Here is a 14,263-nt window from a genome sequence, read left to right as displayed (position 1 = left end):
ATGAGTTGATCAATGGGGTTGGGTATCGCCGGCGGCGGTGTCGATGCTCACTACCACCGACATCCCCGGCCGCAACCGTTCCTCTTCCTGCTGTCCTTCATCAATGGTGATCCGCACTGGCACACGCTGGGCGATCTTGACGAAGTTGCCGGTGGCGTTGTCAGCCTGCAACAGGGCGAATTCCGAGCCGGTACCCGGTGATATGTGCTGCACATGCCCGGTGAATTTCTTGTGGTTCAACGCATCGACGGTGAATCGTACCGGTTGCCCGACCCGGACGTTGTCCATCTGCGTTTCCTTCATGTTGGCGATCACCCATTTCTGGTTCGGCACCAACGCCATCAACTGCGCACCGGAGTTGACGTAGGCGCCGAGGCGCACGCCGATCTGCCCGAGCTGGCCGTCGCGCGGGGCGACGATGCGCGTGTTCGACAAGTCGATCCGCGCCAGTTGCACCGCCGCTTCCGCGCTGGCCACCGCCGCTTCTTGCGAGCCACGATTGACGATCACCGTTTGCAGATCCTGACGGGCGATTTCCAGATTGGCCTTGGCCTGCGCCACCGCCGCGATTCCCTGCGCATTGGCCGCCAGCGCCACGTCCATCTCGCGCTTGGACACCGAGCCGTCACTCACCAGCGCCTTGTTGCGGCGCAAATCCGCTTCACTTTTGCGCAATTGCGCTTCGCTGTCGGCAACCACTGCCTGACGCAGCTTGATCGTCGCTTCGGCGCTGTTGCGTTGCTGCACGACGTTGGCCAGTGCAGCTTTCTGCACCGCCAGTTGTGCCAGCGACTGGTCGAGGCGTTGCTGATAGATGCGGTCGTCCAGACGCACCAGCAAATCGCCGGCCTTCACATACTGGAAATCCTGCACCGGCACTTCATAGACATACCCGGCGAGCTGCGGGCCGATGATTGTCACTTGCCCACGAATCAGCGCGTTTTCGGTGGTTTCGACCGCGCTGCTGAACGGTGGCAATTGCCAGGCATACAACACGATCAACACACCGACGATGGCGATCGCGGCAAAGCCCAGCGAAGAGATGATCCGCACCCGCAACGAGCGCGGCTCGGTGTTCGGCGATGACGGCGGCGCCACACCTTCTGGCGTGGCGGCAATGGCATTGGTGGTTGTGGTAGTCGGTTCGGTCATGAAGAAGTGGCACCGCTATTAGGTACGGAAGGCGCTGGGTCGACGGCTTTGGTGGTGCTCATCAGCCACAGCGCCCGAATGGAAATCCAGATCATGGTCAACACCGCAATCACCGCGATGAGCATGAATACATCGTTATAGGCCAGCACGTTCGCTTCACGGGTGGCGGCGTTGGCCAGACTGCGAATACCGGCAAGATTGCGCAGGCTCGGGTCGGCCAGCAACGAACCGTAGGCCGAGCCGCCGCTCGCCACTCGCGCGGCAACCAATGGATCTGACATCACCAGTTGTTCAACGATGTGACTGGAGTGAAACTTCTCCCGGACGATCTGAAAGGTCCCAAGCAACGCCGCACCGATCAATCCGCCGAGGTTGTTGCAGATCCCGAACAACACGGAAAAGCTCACCAGGTTTCGCGGATTGGTCAACACGTTACGCGTGCCGAGGACCATGGTCGGGCCGAGGAAAAACGTACTGCCGAACGCCAGCAGAAACTGACTGAAATACAGATTCTCGGGGCGCGTCAGATTGTTCGAAAAACTGTCCATCACCGAGCCGGTCGCCATCAGCGCCAACGAGATGATCAGCGGCATGATCAGGTGTTTCGGGTTGATGGTCAGCGCACTGGTGAGCAGCCCGGCGACACTGCCGATCAGCATCACCACATAGAGGCTGTGCAACTGCTGACTGCTCATGTTGAGATTCTGCATGAAGCCGACGGCGCCGGTGGACTGCTCCGACGTGACCATGCGAATCAGCACGACCGCCAGCGCCAGCCGGATCATCACCCCGCTGCCGAGCCAACGGGTCATCAGCATCGGGTTGCTGCGGTTGTGCTCGATGGCCAGGCCCGTGAGGATCAACGCAATCGAGGCAGCGAGCGCAACGCCGATCCAGTCGGCCTCGAGCCACCAGTCGATCCGCCCCAGCGACAGCACCGCACACAACAACGCCACGCCCGTGGCGAGAATGGCGAAGGTCAGGAAATCGAGTTTTTCGAAAGTCTTGAAGCGGTCGCCCGGCGGCAGCTTGAGCAGCAACACGCAACCCAGCGAAAGCAATGCCATGCCCAATTCGAACAGGTACAAGCCGCGCCATTCGGCAATTTGCAGCAAGTCTTCGGAGAACAACCGCGCCAGCGGCAATGCCAATTGCGACGTGCCGAGCCCCAGCACCAGCGCCTTCATCCGCCATTTCGCCGGGAACGCCTGCACCATGTAATACAGGCCCAATGAACTCAGCGCCGCGCCTACCATGCCGTGAGCCGCACGCACCGCCACCGCCGAATTCAAGTCGTTGACGAACAAATGGCCAAAGGTCACCAGCGCATACAGCACCAGAAACACCTCGGTAAACGCTCGTAAACCGAACTGCTGACGAAACTTCACCAGCAGCAGATTCATCGACACGTTGGTCATCACGTACGCCGCCGGCAACCAGGCCATTTCCGCCGTGGTCGCGCCGAGCGCACCTTGCAGGTAAACCAGGTTGGCGACCACCAGCGAGTTGCCCAAACCACCGGTCAACGCCACCAGCAAACCAACCAGCGCATAGGCCAGGCGCTTGGGATTGGAGTGCAGTGGCGTCGACGGGGAACCGGGCAGACTGGGCTTCTCGTGAGGCTGCCAGTTGCGCGGGGCGAATTGATCCATTGAAAGGCCTTGTGCTTGTGATGCCTGGAGTTTGCCGCAAATCGTCCTGCAAACCCATATCCCCTGTGGGAGTGAGCCTGCTCGCGACAGCGGTATATCAGTCACTCTTATTGTGGATTGTTAAATCGCTATCGCGAGCAGGCTCACTCCTACACCGGAATTGTGTGAAGCCGGATTGGTAAAAATTGTTTAAAAGTCATCTCGCCCACAGCGGATTATTCCCGGGCGCAACAAATGCCACCCTTGCGGCACTTCTCAACCCCAAGGTGCCCGTTATGACCACACCCTACCGCCAACGCTCCCCGCGTCTGCTGAAAAACCTCCTGGCCGCCGCGCTATTGTTGCCCGCCCTCGCTTTTGCCCAGGAGCGGCCATGGCCGGATGGCTCACAACTGGTGATCTCGGTATCAATGCAATTCGAGACCGGTGGCCAACCCGACGGCGCAGAAAGTCCATTCTCCGGCAGCCCCTTACCCAAAGGCTACCCGGATCTGCCGGCGCAGACCTGGTTCGATTACGGCCACAAGGAAGGTTTGTGGCGCATGCTCGATCTATGGGATCGCACCGGGATCAAAGTCACGTCCCACGTGGTCGGCGAAGCCGCGCTCAAGCACCCGGAGCTGGCAAGGGCAATTGCCGAACGTGGCCATGAGCTCGCAGCGCACGGTATGCGCTGGGCCGACTCCTACAACATGAATTACGCGCAGGAAAAACAATTCATCGGCGACGGTGTGGCGGCGGTAGAAAAACTCACCGGCCAGCGCTCGGTTGGCTACAACGCCAATTGGTTACGGCGCAGCCCCAATACGCTGAAAGTGCTGCAGGATCTGAACTTCACTTATCACATCGATGACGTCAGCCGCGACGAGCCCTTCGTGACGATGGTGCGCGGGCACAAGTTCGCTGTGGTGCCCTACACCCTGCGCAACAACGACATCGTCTTGATCGAGGGCCGGCATTTTTCCGCCGACCAGTTCTACCAGCAACTGGTGCTGGAATTCGACCGGCTCTATGCCGAAGGTGCGAGCAAGCGGCGGATGATGTCGGTCAGTCTGCACGACCGCATCGGCGGTACGCCGGCGGTGGTTGAGGTGATGGAAAGGTTCATCCGTTACACCCAGTCGCATCCGAAGGTGAGCTTTATGCGCAAGGACCAAATCGCCCAAGTAGTGCTGACCGAAAAAAATCCGCTGATCGATAACAATGAAGCGCTCTACAACAACTGACAGCGGCGAAAACAGCCTTCCCCTTGACGGGGAGGGCTTTGCGTCGCTGAAGTAATCGTACAACCTCTAGTTGACATTCCCGTAAAACGCAGGAAATATCCGCACCAATGTTGTACGACGACATACAACAAATAATAAAAACAACAAACGAAACAGGGAACGTCACAGTGAGCACACTCGTCCGCAATTCCGTCCGCCCATCCCGTTTTCCCGCTACCCGCCCTCTCACCACCTTGAGTCTGATCGGCTGCAGCAGTCTTGCGATCTTGCCCTTGAGTGCCGACGCCGAGGGATTTCTCGAAGACAGCAAAGCCACGCTGAACCTGCGCAACGCCTATTTCAACCGCAACTTCACCAACCCCGATAACCCGCAGGGCAAGGCTGAAGAGTGGACGCAGAACTTCATCCTCGACGCCAAATCCGGTTTCACCCAAGGCACCGTCGGTTTCGGTCTGGACGTGCTCGGTTTGTATTCGCAGAAGCTCGATGGCGGCAAAGGCTCAGGTGGCACGCAACTGCTGCCGATCCACGATGACGGCCGCCCGGCAGACAATTTCGGCCGGCTCGGTGTGGCGTTGAAAGCCAAGGTCTCGAAGACTGAATTGAAGGTCGGTGAGTGGATGCCGGTGTTGCCGATCCTGCGCTCTGACGACGGCCGCTCCTTGCCGCAGACCTTTCGTGGCGGACAGATCACCTCCACCGAAATCAACGGTCTGAGCCTTTATGGCGGCCAGTTCCGCGGCAACAGTCCGCGCAACGACGCAAGCATGGAAGACATGTCGATGAACGGCAAAGGCGCGTTCACCTCGGATCGCTTCAACTTCGGCGGCGGCGAATACACCTTCAACGACAAGCGCACGCTGGTCGGCGTGTGGTACGCCGAACTCACTGATATTTATCAGCAGCAGTACTTTAACCTCAGCCACAGCCAACCGCTGGGTGACTGGACACTCGGCGCCAACCTCGGTTTCTTCACCGGCAAGGAAGACGGCAGTGCCCAGGCCGGCGACCTCGACAACAAGACTGCATTCGCCATGCTCTCAGCCAGATACGGTGGCAGTACCTTCTACGTCGGTCTGCAGAAACTCACCGGCGACAGCGCGTGGATGCGGGTCAATGGCACCAGCGGCGGCACCCTGGCCAACGACAGTTACAACGCCAGTTACGACAACGCCAGGGAGCGCTCCTGGCAGTTACGTCACGACTACAACTTCGTCGTCCTCGGCATTCCCGGCCTGACCCTGATGAACCGCTACATCAGCGGCGATAACGTGCATACCGGCGCGATCACCGATGGCAAGGAGTGGGGCCGCGAGTCGGAACTGGCCTACGTCGTGCAAAGCGGGCCGCTGAAAAACCTCAATGTGAAATGGCGTAACGCGACGATTCGCCGGGACTTCAGCACCAACGAATTTGATGAGAACCGCATCTTTATCAGCTATCCGATTTCGTTGTTGTAAAGCCAGTCGCCACACCGAGTTTCCCCTGTGGGAGCGAGCCTGCTCGCGAAGGCGGCGTGTCAGTCGACATAAATTCCAAATGACACACCGCTTTCGCGAGCAGGCTCGCTCCCACAAGGGATTGCATTGCAAATACGGAACTGTGGTGATCGAAAAGAGGAATAGCCCTTCCGTCATTTACACCCAAAGTCGCGTTGACAAGATCAAGAAACCCTACCGATACTTCAACGCAGTCATACGACAACCTACAACAAACCAATAACAATGTGTCCAGGGATTGCCATGACGTCTACCTCTACCCCACGCGCTCCTTTCAACCGCCTGCTGCTCACCGGCGCCGCCGGTGGCCTGGGCAAAGTGCTGCGCGAACGCCTGCGTCCGTACGCCAATGTACTGCGCCTCTCGGACATCACCGCTCTCGCCCCGGCCACTGATGATCGTGAAGAAGTCGTGCTCTGTGATCTGGCCGACAAACACGCCGTGCACCAACTGGTCGAGGGCGTCGATGCGATCCTGCATTTCGGTGGTGTCTCCGTGGAGCGCCCGTTCGAGGAAATCCTTGGCGCCAACATCTGTGGTGTCTTCCACATTTACGAAGCGGCACGCCGACATGGCGTTAAGCGGGTGATCTTCGCCAGTTCCAACCATGTCATCGGTTTCTACAAACAGGACGAACACCTCGATGCCGGCTCCGCCCGCCGCCCCGATGGCTACTACGGCTTGTCCAAGTCCTACGGCGAAGACATGGCCAGTTTCTACTTCGATCGTTACGGCATCGAAACCGTCAGCATCCGAATCGGCTCCTCATTCCCCGAGCCGCAAAATCGCCGAATGATGCACACCTGGCTGAGCTTCGACGACCTCACGCAACTGCTCGAACAGTCGCTGTACACGCCGAATGTCGGTCACACCGTGGTCTACGGCATGTCCGCCAACAAGGACGTCTGGTGGGACAACCGCTTCGCCAGTCACCTCGGTTTCGAGGCGAAAGATACTTCCGAAGTGTTCCGCGACAAAGTCGAAGCGCAGCCAGTGCCGGCCGCCGATGACCCGGCACGGATCTATCAGGGCGGTGCTTTCGTCGCGGCCGGCCCGTTTGGCGACTGAGCTGTCCGCTTGATCCCCCTCCAATAAAAACCAAGGGAATGAGTATGCAAGCCGAATTGATCGTCGACGCGCGCAACGCGGTGGGTGAAAGCCCGGTCTGGGTAGCGCAGGAAAATGCCCTGTACTGGGTCGATATTCCCAACGGCGGACTGCAACGCTGGAGCGCCGACACCGGCCATGTCCACGCCTGGAAAACCCCGGAAATGCTCGCCTGCATCGCCCGTCACAGCCGTGGCGGCTGGATCGCCGGCATGCAAAGCGGATTTTTTCATCTGCACCCGCACAGCGACGGCAGCCTCGACAGCGAGCGGCTGGCCAGCGTTGACCACGGCCGCGAAGACATGCGCCTCAACGATGGCCGGTGTGACCGGCAGGGTCGTTTCTGGGCTGGCAGCATGGTCTTGAACATGGGACTGAATGCGCCCGAGGGCAGACTCTATCGATACAGCGCCGGCCAGTCTGGCGTGATTGAAGCGCAACTCGATGGCTTCATCGTGCCCAACGGCCTCGGTTTCAGCCCGGACGGCAAGACGATGTATCTCTCCGACTCGCACCCCGATGTGCAACTGATCTGGGCGTTCGACTACGACACCGCGACGGGCACACCGTCCAACCGCCGAGTGTTTGTCGACATGAACCACCACGCCGGCCGCCCCGACGGTGCCGCCGTGGACGCCGAGGGTTGCTACTGGATCTGCGCCAACGACGCCGGCCTCGTCCACCGCTTCACCCCGGACGGGCGCCTCGACTATTCGCTGTCGGTGCCGGTGAAGAAACCGACCATGTGCGCCTTCGGTGGCAGCCGCATGGACACCTTGTTCGTCGCCTCGATTCGCCCCGGCGACGATCATGACCCGCAATCCCTGGCCGGTGGAGTGTTTGCCCTGAACACCGGAGTCAAAGGCCTGCCGGAACCCTTGTTCGACGATTTGCTGTAACCCGCCTCTGCTGCATCGCTGTGCCTTGAACACAAAAATAACAAGACTGGAGACACCCCCAATGGACTTCAAACGCACGTTGCTCGCCGCTGCACTTCCGCTGGCTTTCACCTTTGCCAGCGCCGCCCACGCGCTGGAAATCAAGTTCGCCGACATCCACCCCGCCGGCTACCCGACCGTGGTCGCTGAAGAACAATTGGGCAAAACCCTGGTCGCCGACAGCGACGGCAAACTGACCTTCAAGATGTTCCCGGGGGGCGTGCTCGGCTCGGAAAAGGAAGTTGTCGAACAGGCGCAAGTCGGCGCGATACAAATGGCCCGGGTCAGCCTCGGCATCGTCGGTCCGGTGGTGCCGGATGTGAACGTCTTCAACATGCCGTTCGTGTTCCGCGATCAGGCGCACATGCGCAAGATCATCGACGGTGAAATCGGCGACGAAATTCTCGACAAGATCACCAACTCCGAATTCAACCTCGTCGCGCTGGCGTGGATGGATGGCGGCACGCGCAACCTCTACACCAAGAAACCGGTGCGCAGCCTCGAAGACCTCAAGGGCATGAAAATCCGTGTGCAAGGCAACCCGATGTTCATCGAAACCATCAACGCCATGGGTGGCAATGGCATCGCGATGGATACCGGTGAAATTTTCAGCGCCCTGCAGACTGGCGTGATCGACGGCGCGGAAAACAACCCACCGACCATGCTCGAACATAACCACTACCAGAACGCCAAGTTCTACAGCCTGACCGGGCACCTGATCCTGCCCGAACCCATCGTGATGTCGAAAATCACGTGGGACAAACTCACCCCGGATCAGCAGGCGCTGGTGAAGAAAGCCGCCAAGGCTGCACAGGCTCAGGAGCGCACGCTGTGGGACGCCAAGTCGGCCAGTAGTGAAGAAAAGCTCAAGGCTGCCGGTGTCGAATTCATCACCGTCGACAAGAAACCCTTCTACGAGGCCACCGCCTCGATTCGCGAGAAGTACGGCGCACCTTACGCCGACCTGATCAAGCGCATCGAAGCCGTTCAGTAACCCTCCCAGCTCTCAACGAAAGGCCCGGCAGCGCCGACCTCGCCTGAGGTGCGCGCCTGCCCGGTTACGGTGGAACCCGATGAAGAATTTGCTGCTGAGCATCAATGACCGGATCTACATGGCCTGCATCTGGGTCGCCGGTCTGTCGGTGCTGACGATTGCCCTGATCATCCCCTGGGGCGTGTTCGCCCGTTACGTCCTCGGCACCGGCTCAAGCTGGCCAGAGCCCACCGCTATTCTGCTGATGATGGTCTTCACCTTCATCGGCGCCGCCGCCAGTTACCGTGCCGGCGCACACATGGCCGTGGCCATGGTCACCGACCGCTTGCAACCGGACCTGCGCCGCACCATGAGCATTGTTTCGCAACTGTTGATGGGCACCATCTGCCTGTTCATGGCTATTTGGGGCACCAAGCTGTGCCTGTCGACGTGGAACCAGTTCATGAGCGCCCTGCCCACGTTGCGGGTGGGCATCACCTACCTGCCGATCCCGATTGGCGGCGCGCTGACGCTGATTTTCGTGGTGGAAAAGCTGCTGTTCGGTGATCAGAGCAATCGCCGCGTGGTGCGTTTCGATCTGGTCGAAGAAAACGAAGGGGCTGCCTGATGGACGCATTGATTCTGCTGGGCAGCTTTATCGTATTGATCCTGATCGGCATGCCAGTCGCTTACGCCCTCGGGTTGTCAGCGCTGATCGGCGCGTGGTGGATCGACATTCCGTTCCAGGCGCTGATGATTCAAGTGGCGGGCGGGGTGAACAAGTTTTCGCTGCTGGCGATCCCGTTCTTCGTCCTCGCCGGGGCGATCATGGCCGAGGGTGGCATGTCGCGTCGGCTAGTGGCATTCGCCGGTGTGCTGGTGGGTTTCGTGCGCGGCGGCCTGTCGTTGGTCAACATCATGGCCTCGACGTTTTTCGGCGCAATCTCTGGCTCGTCGGTGGCGGACACCGCGTCGGTCGGCTCGGTGCTGATTCCGGAAATGGAGCGCAAAGGTTATCCCCGCGAGTTCTCCACGGCGGTGACCGTCAGCGGTTCGGTGCAGGCCTTGCTGACACCGCCCAGCCATAATTCGGTGCTGTATTCGCTGGCGGCCGGCGGCACCGTTTCGATTGCTTCGCTGTTCATGGCCGGCGTCGTCCCGGGCCTGCTGATGAGCGCGTGCCTGATGGTGCTGTGCCTGATCTTCGCGAAGAAACGCGACTACCCGAAAGGCGAGGTCATCCCGCTGCGTGAAGCCCTGAAAATCTGCGGCGAAGCGCTGTGGGGGATGATGGCGATGGTGATCATCCTCGGCGGCATCCTCTCGGGGATTTTCACCGCCACCGAGTCGGCGGCCATCGCCGTGCTCTGGGCGTTCTTCGTCACCATGTTCATCTACCGCGACTACAAATGGCGCGAACTGCCGAAACTGATGCACCGCACGGTACGCACCATTTCGATTGTGATGATCCTGATCGGCTTCGCTGCCAGCTTCGGCTACATCATGACCCTGATGCAGATCCCGGCGAAGATCACCACGCTGTTCCTGACGCTGTCGGACAACCGCTACGTGATCCTGATGTGCATCAACGTCATGCTGCTGTTGCTCGGCACGGTGATGGACATGGCGCCGCTGATCCTGATCCTGACGCCGATCCTGATGCCAGTCATCCTGGGCATTGGGGTTGATCCGGTGCAGTTCGGCATGATCATGCTGGTCAACCTCGGCATCGGTTTGATCACGCCGCCCGTGGGCGCGGTGCTGTTTGTCGGTTCAGCGGTGGGCAAGGTCAGTATCGAAGCGACCGTGAAGGCGCTGCTGCCGTTTTATGCAGTGCTGTTTCTGGTGCTGATGCTGGTGACGTATGTCCCGGCGATTTCGCTGTGGTTGCCGCACCTGGTGCTATAGCCCGACACTGTGGCGAGGGAGCTTGCTCCCGCTCGGGCGCGCAGCGGCCGCTCTTTTAAAAGCAGGGCCTGCTGCGCAGTCCAGCGGGAGCAAGCTCCCTCGCCACAGTTTTTGCTTCACGCTCGAAAAAGCATATACCCGGCCACCACCAGACACACACTGGCAAACCCCACCTGCAAGGCCCGCGCCGGCACCCGTGCGCAGAGCTTGCGGCCGATGATCATGCCGACAATGCTGGCGACGATGAACGCTGCGCCGAGGCTGTCGATGCGGACTCCGGCATGGAACGCGCCGATCACGCCAATCGCCGAGATCAGGCTGATCACCATCAACGAAGTGGCGACGATGCCGCGCATCTGCACGTCGGTCAGTTGTTTGAAGGCCGGCACGATCAAAAAGCCGCCACCGACACCGAGCAGTCCCGACACCACCCCAGTGACCGCACCCAACGCTGCGAGGGTCGCCGTGCATTTGGCGGTCCAGTCGAAGCGCCCGGTCTCTTCATCGAGCATGCAGTTTTTCTGCCCCCAACTGCCGTGGCCATGGTCGCTCGGGCCTTGTTCCTGACGCTCGCGGCGTAACATGCGCCAGGCCACCATGACCATCAGCAGGCTGAACAGAATCATCAGGATCTTCTCCGGCAACTGGTGCGCGAAGTAGATCCCCAGCGGCGAAAACACCGCGCCGAGCGCCGCAATCAACAGCGCCGCGCGATAGCGCACCAGACCATGACGCAAACCATCGATGGCACCGACCGCCGCCGCACTGCCCACCGCAAACAGCGCCACCGGCGCAGCCTGGGTCATCGTCCAGCCGAGCCCGAGCACCAGCGCCGGCACCGCGAGAATGCCGCCGCCCGCCCCGGTCAGACCGAGGACCAGGCCCATCACCACACCAAACAGACTTGCCAGCAACATAGGGTTTTCTCAGTCGACTTTGGACAGGCTTGTCAGCCACTCGCGCCCCTTGAGCATGCCGTTCCAGTAGAACCACGGCAGCAGCGTCGCCTTGAGAAACCATGCCGAGCGACGCGGCACGGTGGGGTCCAGCGCAAAGGTCGGCAGCAACTTCCCGGCATAGCCGAACTCGGCGAGGATCACCTTGCCCTTCTCCACCGTCAGCGGGCAGGAACCGTAGCCGTCATACTTCAGCGGCAGCGGTTGTTGCTTGCGCAGGGCCAGCAGGTTTTCCGCCACCACCACGACTTGCTTGCGCACCGCAGCAGCGGTTTTCGCATTGCTGGTGCCGCAGATATCACCGAGCGCGAACACTTCGGGATAACGCGGATGCTGCAGGCTGTGCGGATTCACTTCGCACCAGCCGGCGGCGTCGGCCAGCAGACTTTGCGCGATGAAATCCGGCGAGACCTGCGGCGGCACGACATGCAGCAGATCGAAGGTTTTCGACTCAAGAACAACGTTGCCGTCAGCGTCCTTGCGTTCGAACCAGGCCGTTTTCGCCGGACCGTCGACCTTGACCAGATTCGAATTGAACGCCAATTGTGCGTTGTATTTTTCAATGTACTTCATCAGTGGCGGCACGAACGTCGCCACGCCGAACAGCGCCGCGCCGGCCAGATTGAATTCGACTTCGATCTTGTTCAGTACGGCATTCTTGCGCCAGTAATCGCACGACAGATAAAGCGCTTTTTGCGGCGCACCGGCGCATTTGATCGGCATCGCCGGCTGGGTGAACAGCGCCTTGCCGCCACGCAGTTTCTGCACCTGATCCCAGGTGTATTGCGCATGCTGATAACTGTAGTTGGACGTCACGCCGTGCTGACCAAGGCTCTCTTGCAAGCCTTCGATCTTCTCCCAGGCCAGGCGCAGGCCGGGGCAGACGATCAGGTTCTGATAGCTGACCGTGCGTTGATCGTTGAGTGTGAGTTGGCGCGTGTCCGGGTCGATGCCGGTCACCGCTGCCTGAATCCACGTGGCCTGACGCGGCATCACCTTGGCCATCGGCCGTGCGGTGTCTTTGACGTTGTAAGCACCGCCGCCGACCAGCGTCCACGCCGGTTGGTAGTAATGGTGCGTAGCCGGTTCGATAACCGTGACGTTCAGGGTCGGGTCACGCTTGAGCAAGCTGGCGACAAAACCGATGCCGGCCGTACCACCGCCGATGACCACGATGTCTGCACTGATGGATGGGCCCCAGTGTTGATCGTTCATTGCTTGTTCCTTATTGCTGCACGCAAGGATTGTTGTCGACCTGTGGGAGCTGGCTTGCCAGCGATGGCGGAGTGTCAGTCGCCATTAATGTCGGCTGACAAGGCCTCATCGCTGGCAAGCCAGCTCCCACAGGTTTAGGGGGTTGGCTGGCATTTATTGATGGCCCAGGCTTTTGAGTACGGCCCCACAGTAGAGCCCGGACAGGGTCTTCATCACCTGGATGACCTCAGGACTGGCGAGCCCGTAAAAAATGTACTTGCCTTCACGGCGGGTCGAGACCAACCCTTCATCACGCAGAATACCCAGTTGCTGAGAGAGCGTCGGCTGGCGCACGCCGGTCATTTTTTCCAGCTCGCCGACATTGCGTTCGCCCTGGGTCAGTTGGCACAGGATCAACAGCCGATCCTCATTGGCCAAGGCCTTGAGCAACGCGCAGGCCTTGGAGGCCGAGGCGCGCAATTGGGCGACTTCACATTCGGTCAGACTGGATTGCATTTGCAGGAAGCCTTCAACGTCACTTAAGCTGCGAACATTATGTTTTTACATAAAGTGTTGCAACCCATGACTGACTTTTCATCCTCTTGCACAGGTTCGTGTCCATGCCCGCGCTGATTGAAGCTTTCCTCGACCCCGCCTCCTCGACCTACAGCTATGTGGTCTATGAGGCTGACGGCGGGCAATGTGCGATCGTCGACCCGGTGCTCGATTACGACGGCGCCGCCGGGCGCACCTGCACCGCGCAGGCGGACAAGATCATCGCCTTCGTACGCGCGCGCAGCCTGCAAGTGCAATGGCTGCTGGAGACCCACGCCCACGCCGATCACCTCTCCGCCGCGCCGTATCTGCGCCGCGAACTGGGCGGCAAGATCGCCATTGGCGAGTCGATCAGCAAAGTGCAGAACGTGTTCAAGGCGCTGTTCAATCTGGAGCCGGAATTCTGCGTCGACGGCTCGCAATTCGATCACCTGTTCGCGCCGAATGAATCGTTCAGGATCGGCAATCTCAAGGCTACCGCCCTGCACGTGCCCGGCCACACGCCAGCGGACATGGCCTACCTGATCGACGGCGAGCAGATTCTGGTCGGCGACACGCTGTTCATGCCCGACGTCGGCACCGCCCGCTGCGACTTCCCGGGCGGCAATGCGCATCAGTTGTTCAACTCGATCCACAAACTGCTGGCCTTCCCTGCCAGCGTGAAACTCTACGTTTGCCACGACTACCCGCCCGAGGGTCGGCAATCGCAGTGCCAGACCACTGTCGGTGAGCAGCGCAAAAACAATATTCATGTGCATGACGGGGTTGATGAGGCGGCGTTCGTCGAGATGCGCACCAAGCGTGATAGCGGGTTGGGCATGCCGACGCTGTTGCTGCCGGCGATTCAGGTGAATGTGCGGGCGGGGAATTTTCCGGCGGCTGAGGACAATGGCGTCGTGTATCTGAAGATCCCGATCAACAAGATGTGAGTTGAACTACCCGTCGATTTTTTTGCTCCCTCAACGAAAGAACCGCTCTAGGTCGCACCCTAGCCAAAATGCCACTACCGTGTAATATCCGGAAACCTAAACCGCTCCGGTAGACACCTGCGACTCAATCACGCGGGTGAGTATTAACACGGACGTCGCCGAAGCCAGACTTCG

At 60.0% G+C, this 14,263-nt stretch carries 13 protein-coding genes; 8 read left to right on the top strand and 5 right to left on the bottom strand.

What is annotated here, in order from left to right; genetic code table 11:
• Nucleotides 1-9 precede the first annotated feature (9 nt).
• Together ACIOWE_RS08375 and ACIOWE_RS08370 are read right to left on the bottom strand one after the other, a co-directional pair.
• Nucleotides 10-1,152 (bottom strand): HlyD family secretion protein, encoded by a 1,143-nt coding sequence (locus ACIOWE_RS08375; RefSeq protein WP_401389726.1) that lies wholly within the window; start codon nt 1,150-1,152, stop codon nt 10-12.
• Nucleotides 1,149-2,804: an MFS transporter gene (locus ACIOWE_RS08370; RefSeq protein WP_401389723.1), complete on the bottom strand. Its 1,656-nt coding sequence runs from the start codon at nt 2,802-2,804 to the stop codon at nt 1,149-1,151. The genes ACIOWE_RS08375 and ACIOWE_RS08370 overlap by 4 nt, the downstream gene beginning before the upstream one ends.
• Nucleotides 2,805-3,079: 275 nt before the next feature.
• Here ACIOWE_RS08370 and ACIOWE_RS08365 point away from each other — a divergent pair, with 275 nt between their 5' ends.
• From ACIOWE_RS08365 to ACIOWE_RS08335, 7 genes are all read left to right on the top strand, one after another.
• The gene (locus tag ACIOWE_RS08365) at nt 3,080-4,030 is read left to right on the top strand and encodes a polysaccharide deacetylase family protein (protein WP_401389720.1); all 951 of its coding nucleotides are present in this window, start codon (nt 3,080-3,082) and stop codon (nt 4,028-4,030) included.
• A gap of 167 nt (nt 4,031-4,197) precedes the next feature.
• The gene (locus tag ACIOWE_RS08360) at nt 4,198-5,490 is read left to right on the top strand and encodes an OprD family porin (protein WP_401389717.1); all 1,293 of its coding nucleotides are present in this window, start codon (nt 4,198-4,200) and stop codon (nt 5,488-5,490) included.
• A 282-nt stretch (nt 5,491-5,772) separates the two neighbouring features.
• Nucleotides 5,773-6,597, top strand: a complete 825-nt coding sequence (locus ACIOWE_RS08355) for an NAD-dependent epimerase/dehydratase family protein (RefSeq protein ID WP_401389714.1) — start codon at nt 5,773-5,775, stop codon at nt 6,595-6,597.
• Nucleotides 6,598-6,641: 44 nt separating this feature from the next.
• Nucleotides 6,642-7,535 (top strand): SMP-30/gluconolactonase/LRE family protein, encoded by an 894-nt coding sequence (locus tag ACIOWE_RS08350; RefSeq protein ID WP_401389711.1) that lies wholly within the window; start codon nt 6,642-6,644, stop codon nt 7,533-7,535.
• A 61-nt stretch (nt 7,536-7,596) separates the two neighbouring features.
• The gene (locus tag ACIOWE_RS08345; RefSeq protein ID WP_401389708.1) at nt 7,597-8,568 is read left to right on the top strand and encodes a TRAP transporter substrate-binding protein; all 972 of its coding nucleotides are present in this window, start codon (nt 7,597-7,599) and stop codon (nt 8,566-8,568) included.
• 79 nt (nt 8,569-8,647) lie between these two features.
• Nucleotides 8,648-9,175, top strand: a complete 528-nt coding sequence (locus ACIOWE_RS08340) for a TRAP transporter small permease (RefSeq protein ID WP_401389705.1) — start codon at nt 8,648-8,650, stop codon at nt 9,173-9,175.
• Complete coding sequence (locus tag ACIOWE_RS08335; protein WP_401389702.1) at nt 9,175-10,455, top strand: TRAP transporter large permease; 1,281 nt, start codon at nt 9,175-9,177, stop codon at nt 10,453-10,455. Before ACIOWE_RS08340 ends, ACIOWE_RS08335 begins: the two co-directional genes overlap by 1 nt.
• Nucleotides 10,456-10,571: 116 nt before the next feature.
• Here ACIOWE_RS08335 and ACIOWE_RS08330 read toward each other — a convergent pair whose 3' ends face one another.
• The 3 genes from ACIOWE_RS08330 to ACIOWE_RS08320 all read right to left on the bottom strand — a co-directional run bounded on the left by ACIOWE_RS08330 (nt 10,572) and on the right by ACIOWE_RS08320 (nt 13,121).
• Nucleotides 10,572-11,372 carry a sulfite exporter TauE/SafE family protein gene (locus tag ACIOWE_RS08330; protein ID WP_401389699.1) on the bottom strand — a complete coding sequence of 267 codons (801 nt, stop codon included), beginning with the start codon at nt 11,370-11,372 and terminating at the stop codon, nt 10,572-10,574.
• A 9-nt stretch (nt 11,373-11,381) separates the two neighbouring features.
• Nucleotides 11,382-12,626, bottom strand: coding sequence for an FAD-dependent oxidoreductase (locus ACIOWE_RS08325; RefSeq protein WP_401389696.1), 1,245 nt, complete (start codon nt 12,624-12,626; stop codon nt 11,382-11,384).
• A 153-nt stretch (nt 12,627-12,779) separates the two neighbouring features.
• On the bottom strand, nt 12,780-13,121 hold the full coding sequence (locus ACIOWE_RS08320; RefSeq protein WP_201237763.1) for a helix-turn-helix transcriptional regulator: 342 nt from the start codon (nt 13,119-13,121) through the stop codon (nt 12,780-12,782).
• 104 nt (nt 13,122-13,225) lie between these two features.
• Between ACIOWE_RS08320 and ACIOWE_RS08315 the strand changes: the two genes are divergently transcribed.
• The gene (locus tag ACIOWE_RS08315; RefSeq protein WP_401389692.1) at nt 13,226-14,089 is read left to right on the top strand and encodes an MBL fold metallo-hydrolase; all 864 of its coding nucleotides are present in this window, start codon (nt 13,226-13,228) and stop codon (nt 14,087-14,089) included.
• The last annotated feature ends 174 nt before the right edge of the window (nt 14,090-14,263 follow it).

This window comes from Pseudomonas sp. NPDC087598 (assembly GCF_044743525.1).
GTDB lineage: Bacteria > Pseudomonadota > Gammaproteobacteria > Pseudomonadales > Pseudomonadaceae > Aquipseudomonas.
The sequence above is the reverse complement of the archived record's forward strand: the minus strand, read 5'-3'. Positions and strand labels throughout refer to the sequence as shown.

Bases quoted from the DNA above. Each gene is read 5' to 3' on its own strand.
- ACIOWE_RS08375 (WP_401389726.1), bottom strand. From the start codon at position 1,152: ATGACCGAACCGACTACCACAACCACCAATGCCATTGCCGCCACGCCA.
- ACIOWE_RS08370 (WP_401389723.1), bottom strand. From the start codon at position 2,804: ATGGATCAATTCGCCCCGCGCAACTGGCAGCCTCACGAGAAGCCCAGT.
- ACIOWE_RS08365 (WP_401389720.1), top strand. From the start codon at position 3,080: ATGACCACACCCTACCGCCAACGCTCCCCGCGTCTGCTGAAAAACCTC.
- ACIOWE_RS08355 (WP_401389714.1), top strand. From the start codon at position 5,773: ATGACGTCTACCTCTACCCCACGCGCTCCTTTCAACCGCCTGCTGCTC.
- ACIOWE_RS08350 (WP_401389711.1), top strand. From the start codon at position 6,642: ATGCAAGCCGAATTGATCGTCGACGCGCGCAACGCGGTGGGTGAAAGC.
- ACIOWE_RS08345 (WP_401389708.1), top strand. From the start codon at position 7,597: ATGGACTTCAAACGCACGTTGCTCGCCGCTGCACTTCCGCTGGCTTTC.
- ACIOWE_RS08340 (WP_401389705.1), top strand. From the start codon at position 8,648: ATGAAGAATTTGCTGCTGAGCATCAATGACCGGATCTACATGGCCTGC.
- ACIOWE_RS08335 (WP_401389702.1), top strand. From the start codon at position 9,175: ATGGACGCATTGATTCTGCTGGGCAGCTTTATCGTATTGATCCTGATC.
- ACIOWE_RS08330 (WP_401389699.1), bottom strand. From the start codon at position 11,372: ATGTTGCTGGCAAGTCTGTTTGGTGTGGTGATGGGCCTGGTCCTCGGT.
- ACIOWE_RS08325 (WP_401389696.1), bottom strand. From the start codon at position 12,626: ATGAACGATCAACACTGGGGCCCATCCATCAGTGCAGACATCGTGGTC.
- ACIOWE_RS08320 (WP_201237763.1), bottom strand. From the start codon at position 13,121: ATGCAATCCAGTCTGACCGAATGTGAAGTCGCCCAATTGCGCGCCTCG.
- ACIOWE_RS08315 (WP_401389692.1), top strand. From the start codon at position 13,226: ATGCCCGCGCTGATTGAAGCTTTCCTCGACCCCGCCTCCTCGACCTAC.